Source organism: Chromohalobacter sp. 296-RDG, from assembly GCF_029889885.1.
In the GTDB taxonomy this organism is placed as follows: domain Bacteria; phylum Pseudomonadota; class Gammaproteobacteria; order Pseudomonadales; family Halomonadaceae; genus Chromohalobacter.
Window position 1 is genome coordinate 1 of sequence record NZ_JARANY010000004.1, and the last position, 17,780, is coordinate 17,780.

18 protein-coding genes, 3 tRNA genes and 1 pseudogene are annotated in these 17,780 nt (G+C 62.0%); 9 read left to right on the forward strand and 13 right to left on the reverse strand.

The features are described 5' to 3' along the window. The 7 genes and pseudogenes from OP495_RS02795 to OP495_RS02825 form a co-directional block, all read left to right on the forward strand. Positions 1–250 (forward strand): annotated as a pseudogene (locus tag OP495_RS02795) (DedA family protein); the annotation flags it as partial. A 97-nt stretch (positions 251–347) separates the two neighbouring features. After that, entirely contained in the window at positions 348–1,049 is a 702-nt protein-coding gene (locus tag OP495_RS02800; protein WP_280565213.1) for a thermostable hemolysin, read from the forward strand. After that, positions 1,042–2,532 (forward strand): AMP-binding protein, encoded by a 1,491-nt coding sequence (locus tag OP495_RS02805; RefSeq protein ID WP_280567060.1) that lies wholly within the window; start codon positions 1,042–1,044, stop codon positions 2,530–2,532. Before OP495_RS02800 ends, OP495_RS02805 begins: the two co-directional genes overlap by 8 nt. After that, positions 2,529–3,218: an iron-containing redox enzyme family protein gene (locus OP495_RS02810; protein ID WP_280567064.1), complete on the forward strand. Its 690-nt coding sequence runs from the start codon at positions 2,529–2,531 to the stop codon at positions 3,216–3,218. The genes OP495_RS02805 and OP495_RS02810 overlap by 4 nt, the downstream gene beginning before the upstream one ends. Beyond that, positions 3,205–3,990, forward strand: a complete 786-nt coding sequence (locus OP495_RS02815) for an SDR family oxidoreductase (RefSeq protein ID WP_280564967.1) — start codon at positions 3,205–3,207, stop codon at positions 3,988–3,990. Before OP495_RS02810 ends, OP495_RS02815 begins: the two co-directional genes overlap by 14 nt. A 26-nt stretch (positions 3,991–4,016) precedes the next feature. Further along, positions 4,017–4,691, forward strand: coding sequence for a hypothetical protein (locus OP495_RS02820; RefSeq protein WP_280564966.1), 675 nt, complete (start codon positions 4,017–4,019; stop codon positions 4,689–4,691). Between the two features lie 98 nt (positions 4,692–4,789). Then, a complete protein-coding gene (locus OP495_RS02825) occupies positions 4,790–5,785 on the forward strand; it encodes an LLM class flavin-dependent oxidoreductase (protein ID WP_280562779.1) in 996 nt (331 codons plus the stop codon). 78 nt (positions 5,786–5,863) lie between these two features. On the opposite strand, the gene tal is transcribed toward OP495_RS02825, so the two are convergent. From tal to OP495_RS02855, 6 genes are all read right to left on the reverse strand, one after another. Then, positions 5,864–6,814 (reverse strand): transaldolase, encoded by a 951-nt coding sequence (tal, locus tag OP495_RS02830; RefSeq protein WP_280562778.1) that lies wholly within the window; start codon positions 6,812–6,814, stop codon positions 5,864–5,866. Between the two features lie 37 nt (positions 6,815–6,851). Next, a complete protein-coding gene (gene xylB, locus OP495_RS02835; protein WP_280567067.1) occupies positions 6,852–8,348 on the reverse strand; it encodes a xylulokinase in 1,497 nt (498 codons plus the stop codon). Between the two features lie 63 nt (positions 8,349–8,411). Continuing rightward, positions 8,412–8,564, reverse strand: a complete 153-nt coding sequence (locus OP495_RS02840) for a hypothetical protein (protein ID WP_280567070.1) — start codon at positions 8,562–8,564, stop codon at positions 8,412–8,414. A 23-nt stretch (positions 8,565–8,587) separates the two neighbouring features. Then, complete coding sequence (locus OP495_RS02845) at positions 8,588–9,970, reverse strand: sensor histidine kinase (protein WP_280567073.1); 1,383 nt, start codon at positions 9,968–9,970, stop codon at positions 8,588–8,590. Continuing rightward, positions 9,967–10,638, reverse strand: coding sequence for a response regulator transcription factor (locus tag OP495_RS02850; protein WP_280562775.1), 672 nt, complete (start codon positions 10,636–10,638; stop codon positions 9,967–9,969). The genes OP495_RS02845 and OP495_RS02850 overlap by 4 nt, the downstream gene beginning before the upstream one ends. Continuing rightward, entirely contained in the window at positions 10,635–10,976 is a 342-nt protein-coding gene (locus OP495_RS02855) for a PepSY domain-containing protein (protein ID WP_280562774.1), read from the reverse strand. Before OP495_RS02855 ends, OP495_RS02850 begins: the two co-directional genes overlap by 4 nt. 216 nt (positions 10,977–11,192) lie before the next feature. On the opposite strand from OP495_RS02855, the gene OP495_RS02860 reads away from it, so the two are divergent. Then, positions 11,193–11,666 (forward strand): PepSY domain-containing protein, encoded by a 474-nt coding sequence (locus tag OP495_RS02860; protein WP_280567075.1) that lies wholly within the window; start codon positions 11,193–11,195, stop codon positions 11,664–11,666. Continuing rightward, entirely contained in the window at positions 11,659–12,006 is a 348-nt protein-coding gene (locus OP495_RS02865) for a hypothetical protein (protein WP_280562772.1), read from the forward strand. The genes OP495_RS02860 and OP495_RS02865 overlap by 8 nt, the downstream gene beginning before the upstream one ends. A gap of 143 nt (positions 12,007–12,149) precedes the next feature. Here OP495_RS02865 and OP495_RS02870 read toward each other — a convergent pair. The 7 genes from OP495_RS02870 to OP495_RS02900 all read right to left on the reverse strand — a co-directional run bounded on the left by OP495_RS02870 (position 12,150) and on the right by OP495_RS02900 (position 17,779). Then, positions 12,150–12,226, reverse strand: a tRNA-Arg gene (locus tag OP495_RS02870). A gap of 97 nt (positions 12,227–12,323) precedes the next feature. Then, positions 12,324–12,400 (reverse strand) — tRNA-Arg (locus tag OP495_RS02875). A gap of 38 nt (positions 12,401–12,438) precedes the next feature. Further along, a tRNA-Ser gene (locus OP495_RS02880) sits at positions 12,439–12,531 on the reverse strand. 228 nt (positions 12,532–12,759) lie between these two features. Continuing rightward, positions 12,760–12,957 (reverse strand): carbon storage regulator CsrA, encoded by a 198-nt coding sequence (gene csrA / locus OP495_RS02885; protein WP_040239634.1) that lies wholly within the window; start codon positions 12,955–12,957, stop codon positions 12,760–12,762. Between the two features lie 218 nt (positions 12,958–13,175). Beyond that, positions 13,176–14,420: an aspartate kinase gene (locus tag OP495_RS02890; RefSeq protein WP_280562771.1), complete on the reverse strand. Its 1,245-nt coding sequence runs from the start codon at positions 14,418–14,420 to the stop codon at positions 13,176–13,178. Between the two features lie 79 nt (positions 14,421–14,499). After that, on the reverse strand, positions 14,500–17,106 hold the full coding sequence (alaS, locus tag OP495_RS02895) for an alanine--tRNA ligase (RefSeq protein ID WP_280567078.1): 2,607 nt from the start codon (positions 17,104–17,106) through the stop codon (positions 14,500–14,502). Positions 17,107–17,320: 214 nt separating this feature from the next. Then, positions 17,321–17,779, reverse strand: coding sequence for a regulatory protein RecX (locus OP495_RS02900; RefSeq protein WP_280567081.1), 459 nt, complete (start codon positions 17,777–17,779; stop codon positions 17,321–17,323). Position 17,780 lies beyond the last annotated feature (1 nt).

Genomic DNA, 17,780 nt, shown 5'->3' on the forward strand with positions numbered 1-17,780 from the left:
GCTCGCGGTGGGCATCATTCCCATTCCTTTCCAGATCGCTATGCTCGCTGCCGGTTCCAGCGGCTACCCATTTCCGTTGTTCCTGTTGGCCGCCTTGCTGGCCCGGGGCGTACGTTATTTCGGCCTCGCCTTGCTGGTGCACCTTGCCGGAGACGCGGCCCTGTCATTGTGGCGGCGCCACGCACGCCCCATCGGCGTGCTGGGCATCGCGCTATTTGGTATCTGGGCATATCTACAAGTGACAACGTAAGCACTTACACAACCCCGCCACGCTCATCAACTTGTTAAGTAACCTTTAAGCCAAACGATGCACTCTATCCTCAACGTCCTTCGTCGAGGGTAGAGCGATGCATGAGCCACGCAGTCCTCATTCCATTACCGCAGCGCTGTCACCACTGACTTGGCGCGAAGCCCATACGGGCGAGCGCGCCGAGTTGGAAGCCTTCATCGTCAACGGTTACGCCCGCGAACACGGTGCCACCCTGAGCCACTTCCAGCCACGCCTATTCGGCCTGTGGCAGGGGCCAACCCTGCAGGCAGCGCTGGGGATACGCCATGCTGGGCGTGACACGCTGTTCCTCGAGCGCTATCTGGATGCACCGATCGAGCAGTGTCTGGCTGAAGTGCTCGACCATACGGTCTCGCGCGACCATGTCGTCGAGGTCGGCAGTCTCACCACGCTGCGCCGTGGCCTGTTGCGACCACTGATCGTGACGCTGATCGAGACCCTGGTCGACGAAGATATGCAATGGCTGACGTTTACCGCTACTACTCAGGTCCGTAACGCCTTCCGCCGACTGGGACTGGAAGCCTCACCGCTAGTCGAAGCCGATCCGACTCGCCTGGGCCAGGAAAGCGCCGACTGGGGACGCTACTATACCAACGCTCCGATAGTGATGGGCGGCGACATGCGTCTCGCCTGGCGGCACCTACAGACGGGCAATGCCGGAACATCGACCACGCTAGCCAGGCTTCCTGCGCTTGAACGAGCATCACTGGTGGCCCCGTCCAGGCACGGCGACCCTCTCGTGGGGTGCAGCAATGCCTGAGCGCTTATATCACCACCTCATCGACCTGGCACGGTCACAGCCAACGCTTATCGTGTTTGAGGATGACCAGCAACAACTGAGCTATGCCGCGCTGATTGACGAGGTCGACGGCCGCATCGCGCGGCTGAAAGCAGCCGGAGCCGAGCGTGTAGGCCTGGCGTTGGACAACGGCACCGACTGGGCGCTCTGGGATCTGGCGCTAATGTTCGCCGGCTGCGTCAACGTCCCATTGCCGGGCTTCTTCTCGGCCGCGCAACTCGCCCATGTGACCAAGCAGGCCGGACTCGATACGCTAATCGGGCCACCCGAACTCGTCGCGTCGCTGGGCTTTGCGCCAGGCATCGACACCACACTGCATCGGCGCCGGGTCGACGCCGTGTCAGCGGTACCCGACGGCACCATCAAGATCACCTTCACCTCGGGCACCAGCGGCACTCCCAAGGGCGTATGCCTAGACGCCGAGGCGCCGCTGCGCGTCGCCGAAAGCCTAGCCACTGTGGCTACCAGCTGTGGCGTGAAACGCCACCTCGCCATGCTGCCACTAGGCACACTGTTGGAGAATATTGGCGGCCTCTACGCACCCTTATGGATGGGAGCGACCAGCATCTTGCCCGGCCTCGCGTCGCTCGGCTGGCAAGGCGCCAGCGGCTTTGACATCGCACTCACTCGCCTTCAACTCGAAAAATACCGTCCTCATAGCCTAATTCTGGTGCCGCAACTACTCGAAGCCTTGCTTGGCGACTCGCCTTATCCAGCAGTTCATGACATGCGTTTCATTGCTGTGGGCGGCGCTCGGGTATCGCCAAGCCTGCTCGATGCCGCCCAAGCTAACGGCTGGCCGGTCTACGAGGGCTATGGCTTGTCCGAATGCGCCTCGGTGATGACCCTAAATCGCCCCGGCGACAACCATCCCGGCAGCGCGGGCCGCCCACTGCCTCACGCGGATGTTCGTCTAACCGACGACGGCGAAGTGCTGGCCGGCGGCAGCACGATGCTCGGCTATCTCGGCGATGACACGCCTCCACCAACGTTCTGGCCGACCGGCGACCTGGGACGCTGGGAAGACGGTCGGCTCGTGCTGGTCGGACGTCGCAAGCAGCTATTCATCACCGCTTACGGACGCAACGTCGACCCCGCTTGGGTCGAGGCCGAACTCACCGCCGAGCTGGTGATCGCACAAGCCTGGGTGCACGGTGAGGCGCTGCCCGCCAATCGCGCACTGCTGGTGCCGGCGCGCTCGGATATTGATGATACCCAACTCACCAAAGCTGTCGCTGCGGCCAACGCCCGGCTACCGGACTACGCACGCATCACCCACTGGCGACGTGCCCAACCGTTCAGTGCCGCTGAAGGCCTGACCACCGCCAACGGCCGACTGCGCCGCGACACGTTGGCTAGGCACTACCGCGACTGGCTCGATGCGCCTCTCGACACTATGTCCCCCACGACTACGTTCAATCACACCTTGGAGGATACGCCATGAGCGCCTATCAACACCTTCAGCAGGCCACTGCCGACAATCGTGCCTGGCTACTCGCCTCCCCGATCATCCAGCGTGCCCTGGACGGGCGCATCAGCCGCGACGAGTACCTAGCGTTCCTCGGACAGGCCTACCATCACGTCAAGTATACCGTACCGCTGATGATGACTTGCGGCGCGCGCCTCCCTGAGCGTCTCGAGTGGCTGCGTGGCGCATTGGTCGAGTATATCGAGGAGGAGTACGGCCATCAGCGCTGGATCCTCGACGACATCCGTGCCGCCGGCGGCGATCAGGATAGCGTGGCAACCAGTCGACCAGCACCGGCTACCGAGCTGATGGTGCGTTACGTGCGCGACATCATCACGCATGACAACCCGGTAGGCTTCTTCGGTATGGTCTTCGTTCTCGAGGGCACCAGCACCGCGTTGGCCACCAACGCCGCCGTCTCGATTCGCGAGAGCCTCGGTCTGCCCCAGGAAGCGTTCCACTACCTAGAGTCCCACGGCGATCTCGATATCGGCCATCTGGCCTTTTTCGAAGGTCTGATCGACCGCCTCGACGACGATGTCGATCTGCAGGCGGTTATCGATACCGCCAACATGGTCTACCGCCTATACGGCGCGATGTTCCGCGGACTCGACACTGACCACGACGCAGTCACGCAGGAGCTCGCTCATGCGTTGGTGTGATCGACGCGTCCTGCTCACTGGTGCCAGTGGCGGTATCGGCCGCGCCCTGGCCCTGTCACTGGCACGACGCGGCGCGCAGCTTTTACTGGTGGGCCGCAACGCGGTGGCCCTACAAGCGCTAGCCGATGAACTACCGATATCCGCCGAGTGGCGCGCCGTCGACTTGTGCGACGCCGAAGACCGCCAGTGCCTGCTCCAGGCCTCCCGTGAGCAGGATATCGACATGTTGATCAATGCCGCCGGCATCAATCATTTCGGTCTGTTCGCTCACCAGCCGCCGGAGAACGTGAGCGATCTGATTTCGCTCAACGTCACCGCCACGCTGCAGCTCACTCAGGCCATGCTGCCACTGCTCCAGTCCGCCGACGAGGCATGGGTCGTCAATCTCGGTTCGACGTTCGGTGCCATCGGCTATCCGGGCTATGCGAGCTACTGCGCCAGCAAGGCCGCGCTACGTAGCTTCTCGCAGGCCCTGCGTCGCGAGCTCGCCGACACCAAGATTCATATCCACTACGTCGCCCCACGGGCCACGCACACGGCGATGAACGACGCCACGGTGGATGCCCTCAACGCCGAGCTGGGGAACGCCATGGACAGCCCTGAGCAAGTCGCCGAGGAGATCATCCGCGCGGTCAATCAGCGCGCCACCGAACGCCATCTGGGCTGGCCCGAACGATTCTTCGTACGCCTTAATGCCATGCTGCCCGGGGTCGTCGACCGGACACTACGGCGCCAGCTCGGCACCATCCAACGCTTCGCCGGCCGTTCCTAAGCCACGGCCTCTTTCAGAGATCGGTCATGTCCATCACTTCCCGCCTTACCCATCATGCCCGGCGCTTCGCGGTCATCACTACTCTCGCCGGACTGGCACTAAGTCTTTCGCCCGTCGCCTTGGCAATGAGCGATACCGTCACCAGCGGTGTCCATGAGTTGCAGAGCCGCTGGGCACGCATACAGTACAAGACACCTAAAGAGCGTCGCGCCGACGGCTTCAATCAGCTCTATCAGCGCGCCCAAGCGTTGATTAACGACCAACCTGGTGCTGCCGAGCTTTACATCTGGGCCGGCATCATCCGCAGCAGCGAGGCTGGCGCCAAGGGCGGGCTGGGCGCGCTGCCACTGGTCAAGGAGGCCAAGAGCGACCTGGAGAAGGCCCTGTCGCTCGACGCCAATGCCCTGCACGGCTCGGCCTATACCAGTCTCGGCGCCCTCTACTATCAGGTGCCCGGCTGGCCTATCGGCTTCGGCGACGATGACAAAGCGAAAGCGATGCTGCAGAAAGGCCTAGGGCTCAATCCCAATGGCATCGACCCACTCTACTTCTGGGGCGATTTTTTGCATGATCAGGGCCAGGATGTCGCAGCGCGCCAGGCTTTGCAGAAGGCACTCAAGGCCCCACCGAGACCCACTCGCGACGTCGCCGATCAAGGCCGGCGCGAACAAATTCATCAATTACTCGATGAGCTGGACTGAGCGAGAAACGCACGGGTTGTGTTATCGATGGGCTGCCCCCAGAGTAAAGAAATATTGAGCCGACTAACGACTCATTCGATTTCTCTACCGAGGCCACCATGTCCCGACTCTCGCAAATTCCGCTATCCGTGCTCGATCTCGCCCCGATCGCGCATGACGGCACGCCCGCCGAGACCTTCGAACGCATAGTCGATCTCGCCCAGCTCACCGATACTCTGGGCTACAACCGCTATTGGCTGGCCGAGCATCACAACATCGACGGCATCGCCAGTGCCGCCACGTCCTTGCTCATCGGCCATGTCGCTGGCAAGACGCAACGTATCCGCGTGGGCAGTGGCGGCATCATGCTGCCCAATCATCCGCCGCTGGTGGTCGCCGAACAATTCGGCACCCTGGAAACGCTCTATCCCGGTCGCATCGATCTCGGCCTGGGACGCGCGCCCGGCTCCGACGGCGTGACCATGCAGGCCATGCGCCGCAATCCTCGCGCCGGCGTGAATGACTTCCCCGACCGCTTGGCCGAACTACGCGGCTATCTGGGCGACGTCCAGCCCGACCAGCGCGTCAAGGCGATCCCCGGTCAGGGCACGCATGTCCCGCTCTGGCTGCTGGGCTCCAGCGACTTCAGCGCGCGCCTCGCCGCACAGCTCGGCCTGCCGTTCGCCTTCGCCGGACAGTTCGCGCCGGGCTACATGCTCGAGGCCATCCAGCTCTATCGGCAGATGTTCCAGCCCTCCGACGTGCTGGACGCGCCGTACGTGATGCTGGGCATCCCGCTAGTCGCTGCCGACAGCGACGCACATGCGCAGTATCTCGCCACCACTCAGCAGCAAAAGTTCCTCAACCTGATTCGCGGCAAGAGCACGCGGACCCTGCCGCCTGTCGAAGCACTCGACTGGTCGCCGCAGGAACGCGCCATGGTCAGCCAGAACCTCGGCGCCTCCATCGTCGGCGGCCCCGATACGATCCGCGAGGAACTCGAGAATTTCCTGGCACATACCCAGGCCGACGAACTCATGATCAACGGTGATTTCTACAACCATGAGGACCGCCGTCGCTCGTACGAGATTCTCGCCGATGTCTGGAAAGGCTGAGTCTCACACTACTCATCCCTTCAAACGCAAAAGGCCGGCTGACGCCGGCCTTTTGCGTTCATGTAGTACGACTGCGCCTCACCCCAGCCGCGCGGCGAGTTTCTCCTCCAACGTTGCCTGATCGTCGGCGAAGCGGCGGATGCCCTCGGCGAGCTTCTCTGTCGCCATAGCATCCTGATTGAGCCCCCAACGAAATTCGGTTTCATTGATCGGTGTGAGTCGCTCGCTGGAATCTCCGACATCGCTGATCTTGCGCTCTATCGCGCCTTCCTGGCCCTCGAGTTCCTCGAGCAGCGCCGGCGAAATAGTCAGGCGGTTGCAGCCGGCCAGCCCCAGGATCTGGCCCTTGGTACGGAAGCTTGCGCCCATGACCACGGTGTCGTAGCGGTAGCGGCTGGCGATATCGCATACCTCGCGCACGAACACGACGCCCGGGTCTTCATCCGGCGCGTACTCCTGCCCGGTTTTCTGCTTGTACCAATCGGTGACGCGGCCCACGAAAGGCGAGATAAGATATACCCCGGCATCGAAGCAGGCACGGGCCTGCGCCTTGGAGAACAGCAGCGTCAGATTGCACTGAATGCCCTCTTTCTCGAGCTGTTCGGCGGCACGAATGCCTTCCCAGGTGGAGGCCAGCTTGATCAGCACGCGTTCACGGCCGATCCCACGCTGCTCGTAAAGCTCGATGAGACGATGCGCTTTCTTGATGCTCGCCTCGCGGTCGAAGGACAGCTTGGCAGCCACTTCCGTGGACACGCGCCCCGGAATCAGTTGCGTGATCTCACTGCCCATGGCGACGGACAAACGATCCACTGCTTCGTCGACCCGGGCCTGGGGATCGGCGATATCGGCCTTGACCTGCGCCAGCGTCTCGTCGATCAGCGCTTGATGGCCGGGCAGCTCGAAGGCCTTGAGGATCAGCGAAGGATTGGTCGTGGCATCGTGCGGCTGATAGCGCTTGATGGCCTCGAGATCGCCGGTATCGGCGACTACCATCGAAAGTTGCTTGAGAGCCTCGAGTTGCGTCATGGCAAATATCCTGTAACGAAAAGGGTCATCGCGCGTCTCATGGCGCGACGTCGTAGCGTTCGGCCAGCGCTTGACGGTAACGCTGGTAGAGTTCCTGATAACGGCGCACCGGTTCGCCACGCGGGCGGGTCAGGGTATCGAGATCCACCTCGACGAGGCGTTCGGTCAGTGCCGCCAACGACTCGCCCCGCCCACGCGTCTGAGTATCGCACCAGGCAGCCTGAATCGCCCCGCCCAGGGCAGCAGCCTCGGTAATGCGTGGACAGATCACATCGACATCCAGCACATCGGCAACGATTTGGCGCCAGACGGCACTCTTGGCGCCACCGCCGACCAGACGGACTTGGCTGGCCTGCGATGCCAGCTCGCCCAAGCGTTCGAACCCATAGCGTAGCCCGAACGTCGTCCCTTCGACTACCGCGCGACAGAGATTGTCCGCCGTCGTGTTGAGACTCGTCATGCCCTCGAAGCTGGCGGTGGCATGCGGCAGTGCCGGGACGCGCTCACCATTGAAAAAAGGCAACGCCATGACGCCCTCGGCGCCCAGCGGGGCTCTAGCCACCCGCTCGCCGAAGGTCTCCAGATCGAACCCGAACAGCTCACGAACCTTGGTTGTCGCCGAGGTCACGTTCATGGTGCAGATAAGCGGTAGCCACCCGCCGTGACTGGCGCAGAAATTGGCCACCTGGGCGTCCTCGGCTTCCATCGACGCGGCCGAATGCGCGTATACGGTTCCCGAGGTACCCAGGCTCAGGGTCACCATACCGGGGGCGATGTTGCCGGTGCCGATGGCCGCCATCATGTTGTCGCCGCCACCACTGGACACCAGAACGTCATCACCGAGGCCCAGCAGGCGCGCGACCTCGGGACGCACCGTTCCCACTGGGGCGTGCGAGTCGATCAAACGCGGTAGTACCGCGTCCGGCGACAGTTCGGGCGCCATGATTTGGAACACATCATGACGCCAGTTGCGCGTGCGGGTATCGAAATACCCGGTGCCGGAGGCATCGCCGCACTCAGCGACACGTTCGCCGGTCAGCCAGAAGTTCAGATAGTCGTGGGGCAACAGCAAGGTGGAGATACGCTGATAGGCGTCCGGATGCGTATCGCGCAGCCAGGCGACTTTCGAGGCCGTAAAGCCGGTTTGCAACACCAGCCCCAGCTTGTCCAGGCAGCCTTGCCGGCCACCCAAGCGCTCTATCAGCGTCTCGTTATGCAGCGCCGTTTCGGTATCGCACCACAGCTTCGCGGGATGCAGTGGCTGGCCATCGGCATCCAGCGCAACCATGCCGTGCTGCTGCCCCGAGACACCGATGGCGCGGATCTCGTGCGCATCGATCCGCGCCGCGCTCACCGCCTCTTGGAACGCCTCGGTCAAGGCCGCGATCCATTCGCTAACATCCTGTTCGCGCTTGCCGTTATCGCCTTCGGTCAGATGATGCGGACGACTCGCCTCGCCCAGAATCGCCGCACGCTCGATATCGACCACCACGACCTTGGTGCTCTGCGTTCCACAATCCACGCCCACGTACATGCTCTCTCCTTCGGCTGCATCGCATTCCCCGGTGGGGTATGGAGTATCCGCTCCTTGGCCGTGTTACGACATACGACCCTCGACCAAGGCGTGGAGCGTCGCGCGCGCTCCCTCGGCATGCAAGGACTCAAGCGCCTGAAGATAAGCGTCGCGGAAACGCGCGTCATTCGCCAGGTCGCCGAACAAAGTAGACTGCTCGATGAACGCCGTTGGCACGCCGCGAACGCGTCAGATGACGATCAGGACTCGGTACCGCTTGGCGCCACCGGTGACGTGGGCAGCCAGACACGTGCGGCGAGTCCGCCGAGCGAAGCGCGTGACAGCGAAAGCCGGCCACCGTACAAGGTCATCAAATCCTCGACGATGGCCAGGCCCAACCCGGAACCGGAGCGTCGCTCGTCAAGGCGGGAGCCTCGCGCCAGGGCGGCGTCACGCTGCTCTTCGCTCATGCCCGGCCCGTCGTCTTCGATCAACAGTTCGACACCAGCCGCCTGCGAATGAAAGCTCACGGTGACCTGGCTGTCGGCCCAGCGCAGCGCATTTTCCAGAAGATTGCCGACCAGCTCCTGTAGATCCTGGGCCTCCATGCGCACCTTGAGGTCATCGGCCAGCGATTGCGTCAACTGGATACCGCGCCGCTGCCCCATTCGCGTCAACCCCTCGAGCACTGGCGCCAGGGTTTGCGCAGAGTCTACCTTGCCGGCGAGAACGACCCCGCCGGCGGCAGAGGCCCGGGCGAGATGATGACGTACGGCGTCATTGATGCGCCCCAGCTCACCGTGCAGGCGGTCGCGCGTGTCAGGTGGGAAGCGTTCGGCAAGGGTCGTGAGCACACTGACCGGGGTCTTGAGCGCATGCGCCAGATTGCCAGCGGCATTACGACCGCGCTCGATCAGGCGCCTGTCTCGCTCTAGCACACCGTTCATGGCACGTGCCAGACGAGCCAGCTCGTCGGGCAGGAAATACGTCTCGAGGCTGTCGGCATCGCCTGATTCAACCGCGCGCAGGTTGGTATGCATGCGACGCAACGGCGCTAGTCCCCAGCGAACCTGCACCGCCAGCCCAACGAGCAGCAAGGCCCCCAGCGCCAGCAGCGACAAGCCCAGCAGCCACTCGAAACGCGCCACCTCGGTATCCAGCTCTTCGCGTGACGCCGCCACGCTGACATGCAGCGTCTCGGCATGCCCCGGCAGGCGGATATCACGCTCAATGACGCGCAGTATGTCGCCACGCGGGCCCTCGACTTCGGTGACCGCCATACCGTCGACATCATCGGTCGGCAACCGCTGATCCCACAACGAACGCGACGTCAGCGTTTGGTCCCCCTCATCGCTGATCTGCCAGTACCACCCCGAAAAGACCCGCTCGAACCGTGGATCGCCCAGCGAGCGTGTCATGTGCAGCTTTTCATTCTGAGCATCGACCTGCACGCCGGCCAACAACACGTTGAGCAGCGACTCGAGGCGGTCGTCGAAGGCGGTGGTGACGGAATCGCGGAAATTGTAGGCAAGCCCAGTACCCGCCAGGGGCAGCGCCACCATGACCAGTAATAGCGAGGCGATCAGCAACCGGGCGCGGATCGAAGTACGCGCGAGGCGTTGGCGCCAGGGGCGTCGTCTCATTGCTCATCCTCGGGTGCCACCAGACGATACCCCTGCCCGCGCAAGGTCACGATGCGCTGATTGCCGAGCTTGCGACGCAAGCGGCTAACCTGTACGTCGATGACATTGGAGTCGGGCTCATGATCACGATCATAGACATGTTCAGAGAGTTCTATACGGCTCACGATGCGCGGCGCGGCATGCAACAGATACGCCAGCAACCGCGATTCCTGGGCCGTCAAGGTGATCGGACGCCCCGCCAGAGTAACGCTGCCGGTATGCGTATCCAGCGCCAATTCGCCCAGCCTGAGTATAGGGTGTGCATGTCCGTGGCTGCGTCGCACCAAGGCACGCAGACGAAACAGCACCTCGGCGGTCTCGAAAGGTTTGGTGACGTAGTCATCGGCGCCGGCGGAAAAGCCTGCCGCCTTGTCCGACCAGCGCTCGCGGGCCGTGAGCACCAATACCGGCAAATCGATGCCATCCTCGCGCCACGCTGCAAGCCAGCGCGTGCCATCACCATCGGGGAGTCCCAGATCGAGAATCACGGCGTCATAGGATTCGACGCGCACGAGATAATCGGCCGCATGACCGGTCGCGGCATGTTCCCACAACAGTCCAGCCTCGACGAACGCTTCGCCGAGCGCCTGTGCCAACGCGGTATCATCCTCGACCAGCAACACCTTCATTGACGTGCCATCCCATCGATATTGACCCCTTCGATACCAATCATTTCCCCGCTCGTGGCATCGAACTCGAATTCAACTACCTGCCCCTGCGGACCGATCATGTCGATTTCATAGCGCGGCACATCATCGCCGCGGTCGAGCTCTACCTCCAGCACCTGACCGATATAGTGACGCTCGAGCCAGTCGAGCACCTTGGGCAGCGCCACCACACGCCCTTCCTCCACCTCGCGGTGCAGTGAGCGCCATTCGTCATCGTCGGCCGCGACCAGCGACTGGCAGGCCATGATGCCCACCGCCACCAGCATCAGCGCTTTGATACAGCGATTGAAGCGTTTCATAGACACGAGTTTGCCTCAGCCGACATGAATGCAGCATGAATATCCGCAGGGCTCGATGCCGGAGGCCTCATCAGCGCCGTGCATACTCGCTATCGTTAACATGAATGAAAGATGAACATCGTTTTCAGGTGACTGCAAGGTCGACGGCGTTAGCGTGCCTCTATCCGCAGTCGCGGTATGTCATACCAATCTCGAGGCACAAGCCAGGAGTAAATCATGAAGACGATGCATATGCTGATGATGCCGATGGTCCTCACAGGCGGACTGTCCACCGCCGCGCTTGCCGATGATGGCAGCCTATCACCCGGCAAGCTCGAGTCACTGCTCAACGATGCCAACACCTATGGCTTCACCCATTATGACGAAGTCGCTATCGATGACGGTAACCGTCTTGAGGTGGAAGGCTGGCGTGATGATGGCTGGCAACTCGATATCGACATGCTTATCGAGGATGGCAGCCTGGTGCACGAGAAACGCCACAAGGACACCATTCCTGACTGGAGCCTGACCAGCGACGAACTGCACCAGGCACTGAGCAACGCTCAGGAATCCGGCATGCAACGATTCTCTGAATTGGATGTCGATGAAAGAGGGCATGTGGATATAGAAGGCTACGACGCCCAGAATAGTGAGATCGACATTCGCCTCGAGCGCAATGACCTAACGGTCACCGGAGTGGAACATGACTGATCGACAGCAAAATGCCGCCTGGCAGGCGGCACAGCAATGGCGGGAACGGGCGCGTCAGGCGCGCCCGTCACAGGGCGCCGGCGGGCTCAAGCTACTCGCCACCTGGTTATTGTTCGGCGCCATGATGATCGTCGGCACCTTGCTCGGCCTGTTCTTCTTGATCGTCGGCTGGGCGATGCTGCCCTTCTTGCGCCACCGCATGAAGAAACGTGCCGAGGCGTTTCGCGCCGACCAGGCCCGCCCGGCTGGCGGCAATGGCGCCCAGGACGCACCGGCGCAAGACGCCACGCACGCGTCTCAGGTGCTCGAGGGCGACTACCGCGTCAAGTCAGGCGACTGATCAAGGAGTACGAAACGAAAAAATGGCACGCAAGGCGTGCCGGAAACGACTGCTTACCTGCAAATCACAGGTCTTGCCGTCAAGGAAGGGGAATCGTCGACACAGACGAAAAAGCCCGCCCCCGGAGGGACGGGCTTGATATCTGGTGCGCCCGGGAGGATTCGAACCTCCGACCACCTGATTCGTAGTCAGGTACTCTATCCAGCTGAGCTACGGGCGCTTTACACAACGCACGACCAGCTCTGCTGTGTTTCGCGCTGCCTCAAGAGCCAAGGCTCTCTCATGCATCATCACGTGACTGAATCACGTTGTTAAAGTGGTGCGCCCGGGAGGATTCGAACCTCCGACCACCTGATTCGTAGTCAGGTACTCTATCCAGCTGAGCTACGGGCGCAATACTTCATTCACTTCAATGCACTGCATTGGGTTGATTGGCGGAGAGAGAGGGATTCGAACCCTCGATGGGGCTACAAACCCCATACTCCCTTAGCAGGGGAGCGCCTTCAGCCACTCGGCCATCTCTCCCTCATCAACACGGCGCGTATGTTACCGATTATACTGGGGTCTTGTCTAGAGCGGATTGAAAATCTCTTGATATCAATCCCTACCGTCACTGTTTGACTAGCGGGAGACTCGCTTGCCGTACTGCGTTCGCGTCAAACTGCTCATCCCGGAAAGTATGCCTTATCCAAAAGCCCGAGCCGATAAAGGGGACGACTTCACCAGCCCAGACGGCCCCACGCATGCGTCACTTCAAACGTTTGAACCGCCGTCTTCGCTATCGGTCTTCTCGCGCTGAATACGCTGGTAGATCTCTTCGCGATGTACGGCTACGTCCTTAGGCGCATTGACACCGATACGGACCTGATTGCCTTTCACTCCCAGGACTGTAACGGTGATGTCGTCGCCGATCATCAGTGTTTCACCGACGCGACGGGTCAGGATGAGCATGTCTGATCTCCTTCTCAGGCTTTCTTCCAACGGGATGCATGCACCGCCAAGCGACAGTACGAAGGCGAATTATGCGTCATACAGGCCCCGAGAGCCAATGGCGCGTGCTTTGCAGCCACGGATACACTGAATGAAAGGCCACATCTGGCCTTCCAGCGTCGTCCTGACGCCACCCCTAGCGTAGAAGCCGATGGGGCAGGAAGGCCAAATTTCTGTGCTTATTCGCCTTGTATGCTGTCTTTATCGAGACCGAAGGCGGAGTGCAACGCACGTACGGCCAGCTCCATCTGCTTCTCGTCGATGACCACGGAGATCTTGATTTCCGAGGTGGAGACCATGCGAATGTTGATGTTTTCGTCGGCCAGCACGCGGAACATCTTGGATGCCACGCCGGCATGCGAACGCATACCCACACCGACCAGCGAGACTTTGGCGATATTCTCATCGCCACGCAGCTCACCACCACCCAGCGCCGGGATCACTTGATCCTGCAGGATACTTCGAGTCTGTGTGAAATCGCTTTTGGCAACGGTGAACGTGAAGTCGGTGTAGTCACCGGCGGGCGCCACGTTCTGTACGATCATGTCGATTTCGATGTTGGTATCGGCGATGGGCCCCAGTATCTTGGACGCCACGCCGGGCACATCGGGGGTGTTGAGCAACGTCAGCTTGGCTTCACTGGAGGTGAAGGCAATACCGGAGATCAGCGGTTCTTCCATGGAGGCCTCTTCTTCTTCAGCGACGATCAGGGTACCGGGGCCGTCCTCGAAACTGGACAGCACACGCAGCGGCACATTGTATTTACCTGCAAACTCGACGGCGCGAATCTGCAATACCTTGGAGCCCAGGCTGGCCAGCTCGAGCATTTCCTCGACGGTGATGGAAGACAGGCGTTGTGCCTTGGAGCAGACACGCGGGTCGGTGGTATAAACGCCGTCCACGTCGGTGTAAATCTGGCATTCATCGGCCTTGAGCGCCGCCGCCAGAGCGACACCGGTGGTATCCGAGCCGCCGCGTCCCAGCGTGGTGATGTTACCCTCGTCATCGACACCCTGGAAGCCGGCCACGACCACGACCTGGCCGTCGTCGAGATCTTCCTGAATGTCGTCGGTCTCGATACGCTGAATGCGCGCCTTGGTGTGAGCGCTGTCGGTCTGGATGCCGACCTGACCGCCGGTATAGGACGTCGCCGCCACATCCAGCTTGTGCAAGGCCATCGCCAGCAGCGAGCTGGTGACCTGCTCGCCGGTGGACACCAGCATATCCATTTCGCGTGGCGTGGGCTCATCGTTGATCTGGCTGGCCAGATCGATCAGCCGGTTGGTTTCCCCGCTCATTGCCGACACCACGACGACTACTTGATGGCCTTCGTCGCGGAATCGCTTCACTTTTTCGGCGACGGCCTTGATGCGCTCTACCGAGCCCACCGAGGTCCCCCCGAACTTCTGTACATATAGCGCCATAGCTGCCTGTCCGTGGTGGTTTTCCCAAGCATGAATGAAGAAAAGGGCCGGCGCCATGCGCACGACCCTCTTCACGATCTCACTCGCCGAGCCGAGCCTCGACCCAACTCGGTACACTCGCCAAGGCATCAGGCAACGCCTGCGGCCGCGATCCTCCCGCCTGCGCCATATCGGCCCGGCCGCCGCCTTTGCCGCCGACCTGCTCGGCGACATGCCTGACCAGGTCGCCGGCCTTGAGACGCGCGGTCAGATCATCGGTCACCCCGACGATCAGGCTGACTTTTTCGTCGCCGGCCACGCCCAGCACGATGATCCCCGAGCCCAGCTTATTCTTGAGCTGATCGAGCAGGCCACGCAGATCCTTGCCACCGATGCCCTCGACCTGCTTGGCGAGCAGCTTGACGCCCGCCACCTCGCGCACCTCGGCCAGCATGTCGCCACTCGCAGCACTCGCCAACTTGGCCTTGAGCCGTTCGAGCTCCTTCTCCAGGCTGCGATTGCGCTCAAGCGTTGCCTCGAGACGTGACTCCATCTGCTCGGGCTTGGCCTTGAGCTGCTCGGCGACACGCGTGACCTTGGCTTCCTGATCGCGGAAATACGCCAGGGCGCCTTCGCCGGTGACCGCCTCGACGCGGCGCACGCCCGCGGCGACTCCTGTCTCGCTGAGAATGTGGAAGCAACCGATATCGCCGCTACGTGCCACGTGTGTGCCGCCGCAGAGTTCGATGGAGAAGTCATCGGCGCCAATGGTCAGCACACGCACGCTATCGGCGTACTTGGCCTCAAAGAGCGCTGCGGCGCCTTTAGCCTTGGCCTCGTCGAGTGTCATTTGCTCGGTGCGCGTATCGGCGTTGGCCAGAATCTGCGCATTGACGATGCGCTCGACCTCCTCGAGCTGCGCCGGGGTCATCGCCTCGAAATGGCTGAAGTCGAAACGCAGGCGCTCCGCCGTCACCAACGAACCCTTCTGCTGTACGTGCTCACCCACTACTTGCTTGAGCGCCTCATGCAACAGGTGCGTCGCGGAGTGGTTGCGCATGGTCGCCGCCCGCAGACGGGCATCGACCTGTGGCGTGACACTGTCACCCACATCGAGCCGGCCCTCGATGAGCACGCCATGATGCAAGTGATGCCCACCCTGCTTCTGGGTATCGGTCACCTGGAAGCGCGTGCCATTGGCGTTCAAGTAACCGGTGTCACCGGCCTGCCCGCCCGATTCGCCATAGAACGGCGTACGATCCAGCACCACGACGCCCTGCTGACCCGCTTCTAGCGCCGTCAGCGCGTTGCCTTCGCGATCCACCAGGGCGGTGACATGGGCCTCATCTTCCAAACGGTCATAGCCGGTGAAGGCCGTTTCGCCGTCGAGTTCCAGGGCCGCCGTGTAATCGGCACCGAACTGGCTCGCTGCACGGGCACGCTCGCGTTGCGCCTCGAGCTCACGCTGGAAGCCGACCTCGTCCGGCGTCACGCCACGCTCGCGACAGACATCCGCCGTCAAATCGAACGGGAATCCATAGGTATCGTAGAGCTTGAAGACGGTCTCGCCTGGCAACACGTCACCCTCGAGTGTGTCCAGCGCTTCCGTCAGCAGCCCCATGCCATGATCCAGCGTGCGTGCGAACTGCTCTTCTTCCTTGAGCAGCACTTTCTCGATCTGAGTGCGTGTCTTGCGCAGCTCCGGATAGGCATCGCCCATTTCGGCATCCAGCGCCGCCACCAGTTTATGGAAGAATGGCTCGCGCGTACCGAGCTTATGGCCGTGGCGAATGGCGCGACGAATGATACGCCGCAGCACGTAACCGCGCCCTTCGTTGGACGGCAACACGTCGTCGGTGATCAAGAAAGCGCAGGAACGAATATGATCGGCGATCACGCACAGCGACGGTGCGCTGGTGTCCGCGTAGCCCGTGGCCTCTGCCGAGGCATCGAGCAGATTCTGGAACAGGTCGATCTCGTAGTTGGAATATACGCCCTGCATGACCGCCGCGACGCGCTCCAGGCCCATGCCGGTATCGATGGACGGCTTGGGCAGCGGGTTCAGCGTCCCGCCGCTGTCGCGATCGAACTGCATGAAGACCAGATTCCAGATCTCGATGTACCGATCGCCGTCCTCGTCGGGGCTTCCCGGTGGGCCGCCCGCGACCTCAGGTCCATGATCGTAGAAAATCTCGGATGACGGGCCACAGGGGCCGGTGTCGCCCATCTGCCAGAAGTTGTCTTCCTCCAACTTGGAGAAGCGCGCCGGGTCGACGCCTATCTCGTCTTTCCAGATACGTTCGGCTTCGTCGTCACTGACGTGAACGGTGACCCACAGCTTGTCGGCGGGCAGCCCCAGGCGTTCGGTCAGGAAGGTCCACGCGAACCCGATAGCGTCGCGCTTGAAATAATCGCCGAAGCTGAAATTGCCCAGCATCTCGAAGAACGTATGGTGCCGCGCGGTATACCCGACGTTATCCAGATCGTTGTGCTTGCCCCCGGCACGCACGCAACGTTGTGGGGAGGTGGCACGTACATAGGGGCGCGGATCGCGCCCCAGAAAGACGTCCTTGAACGGCACCATGCCGGCATTGGTGAACAGCAACGTTGGATCGTTGTCAGGCACAAGCGAGCTCGACGGCACGATGGTGTGGTCGTGCTCCTCGAAGAACGTCAGAAAGGCCTGTCTGATGTCTGCGCTTTTCATAGAAATTCCGTGGCGGTGTGCGTTAGGCGCTGCGGGCACGCGCGGCCCGACCGGACAAGCGGTGGGCGAGAAACGCGAAAGTCGGCGAATGACGGAAAACGAGTCGCCCCGAACCATCTCAAGGCGCACTAGTATAACGCGTTCGGCGGGGGACTAAAGAGGTGCCGCGACAGCGGCGGGAAGGGAGGCCGCATGGCATACGGCCCGCGCAGGTCTAGCGAGTGTTCTCCCAGGCATGTGCCATGGCATGACGCACCTGGTCGAAATCGAACCCGCGTGAGGCCAGAAACCGCTCACGCTTGGCGCGCTCGCGAGGCTCGCGACCGGGGGAGTCGAAGCGCTTGGCCAAGGCCTCGCATGCCAGCCGATGCCAATCGGGGGATTCGCTTTCGAGCGCCTCGCGCGCCATCTCATCGGTGATACCACGCGAACTCAACTCGGCGCGAATCTTCATTTCCCCTTGCCCACGAAACAAACGCGAACGCACGAACTGCTCGGCGAAGCGCGCATCGGACTGCAAGCCTTCCTCGGCCAGGCCATCCAGCGCCAACGCAATATCGACGCGCTCATGCCCACGCGTCGTCAAACGCGACACCAGCTCAGTCCGCGAGTAATCGCGACGCGCCAGAAGGCGGATGGCATCGTCGCGAGGTGTCGTCTCTTGCTTATTCATG

Excerpts from the sequence above, each read along its gene's own strand:
- OP495_RS02820 (WP_280564966.1), top strand. The coding sequence starts at position 4,017 with ATGTCCATCACTTCCCGCCTTACCCATCATGCCCGGCGCTTCGCGGTC.
- OP495_RS02805 (WP_280567060.1), top strand. The coding sequence starts at position 1,042 with ATGCCTGAGCGCTTATATCACCACCTCATCGACCTGGCACGGTCACAG.
- alaS (WP_280567078.1), bottom strand. The coding sequence starts at position 17,106 with ATGAAAAGCGCAGACATCAGACAGGCCTTTCTGACGTTCTTCGAGGAG.
- OP495_RS02900 (WP_280567081.1), bottom strand. The coding sequence starts at position 17,779 with ATGAATAAGCAAGAGACGACACCTCGCGACGATGCCATCCGCCTTCTG.
- OP495_RS02855 (WP_280562774.1), bottom strand. The coding sequence starts at position 10,976 with ATGAAACGCTTCAATCGCTGTATCAAAGCGCTGATGCTGGTGGCGGTG.
- OP495_RS02810 (WP_280567064.1), top strand. The coding sequence starts at position 2,529 with ATGAGCGCCTATCAACACCTTCAGCAGGCCACTGCCGACAATCGTGCC.
- OP495_RS02890 (WP_280562771.1), bottom strand. The coding sequence starts at position 14,420 with ATGGCGCTATATGTACAGAAGTTCGGGGGGACCTCGGTGGGCTCGGTA.
- OP495_RS02865 (WP_280562772.1), top strand. The coding sequence starts at position 11,659 with ATGACTGATCGACAGCAAAATGCCGCCTGGCAGGCGGCACAGCAATGG.
- OP495_RS02815 (WP_280564967.1), top strand. The coding sequence starts at position 3,205 with ATGCGTTGGTGTGATCGACGCGTCCTGCTCACTGGTGCCAGTGGCGGT.
- OP495_RS02800 (WP_280565213.1), top strand. The coding sequence starts at position 348 with ATGCATGAGCCACGCAGTCCTCATTCCATTACCGCAGCGCTGTCACCA.
- OP495_RS02860 (WP_280567075.1), top strand. The coding sequence starts at position 11,193 with ATGAAGACGATGCATATGCTGATGATGCCGATGGTCCTCACAGGCGGA.
- tal (WP_280562778.1), bottom strand. The coding sequence starts at position 6,814 with ATGACGCAACTCGAGGCTCTCAAGCAACTTTCGATGGTAGTCGCCGAT.
- xylB (WP_280567067.1), bottom strand. The coding sequence starts at position 8,348 with ATGTACGTGGGCGTGGATTGTGGAACGCAGAGCACCAAGGTCGTGGTG.
- OP495_RS02845 (WP_280567073.1), bottom strand. The coding sequence starts at position 9,970 with ATGAGACGACGCCCCTGGCGCCAACGCCTCGCGCGTACTTCGATCCGC.
- OP495_RS02850 (WP_280562775.1), bottom strand. The coding sequence starts at position 10,638 with ATGAAGGTGTTGCTGGTCGAGGATGATACCGCGTTGGCACAGGCGCTC.
- csrA (WP_040239634.1), bottom strand. The coding sequence starts at position 12,957 with ATGCTCATCCTGACCCGTCGCGTCGGTGAAACACTGATGATCGGCGAC.
- OP495_RS02825 (WP_280562779.1), top strand. The coding sequence starts at position 4,790 with ATGTCCCGACTCTCGCAAATTCCGCTATCCGTGCTCGATCTCGCCCCG.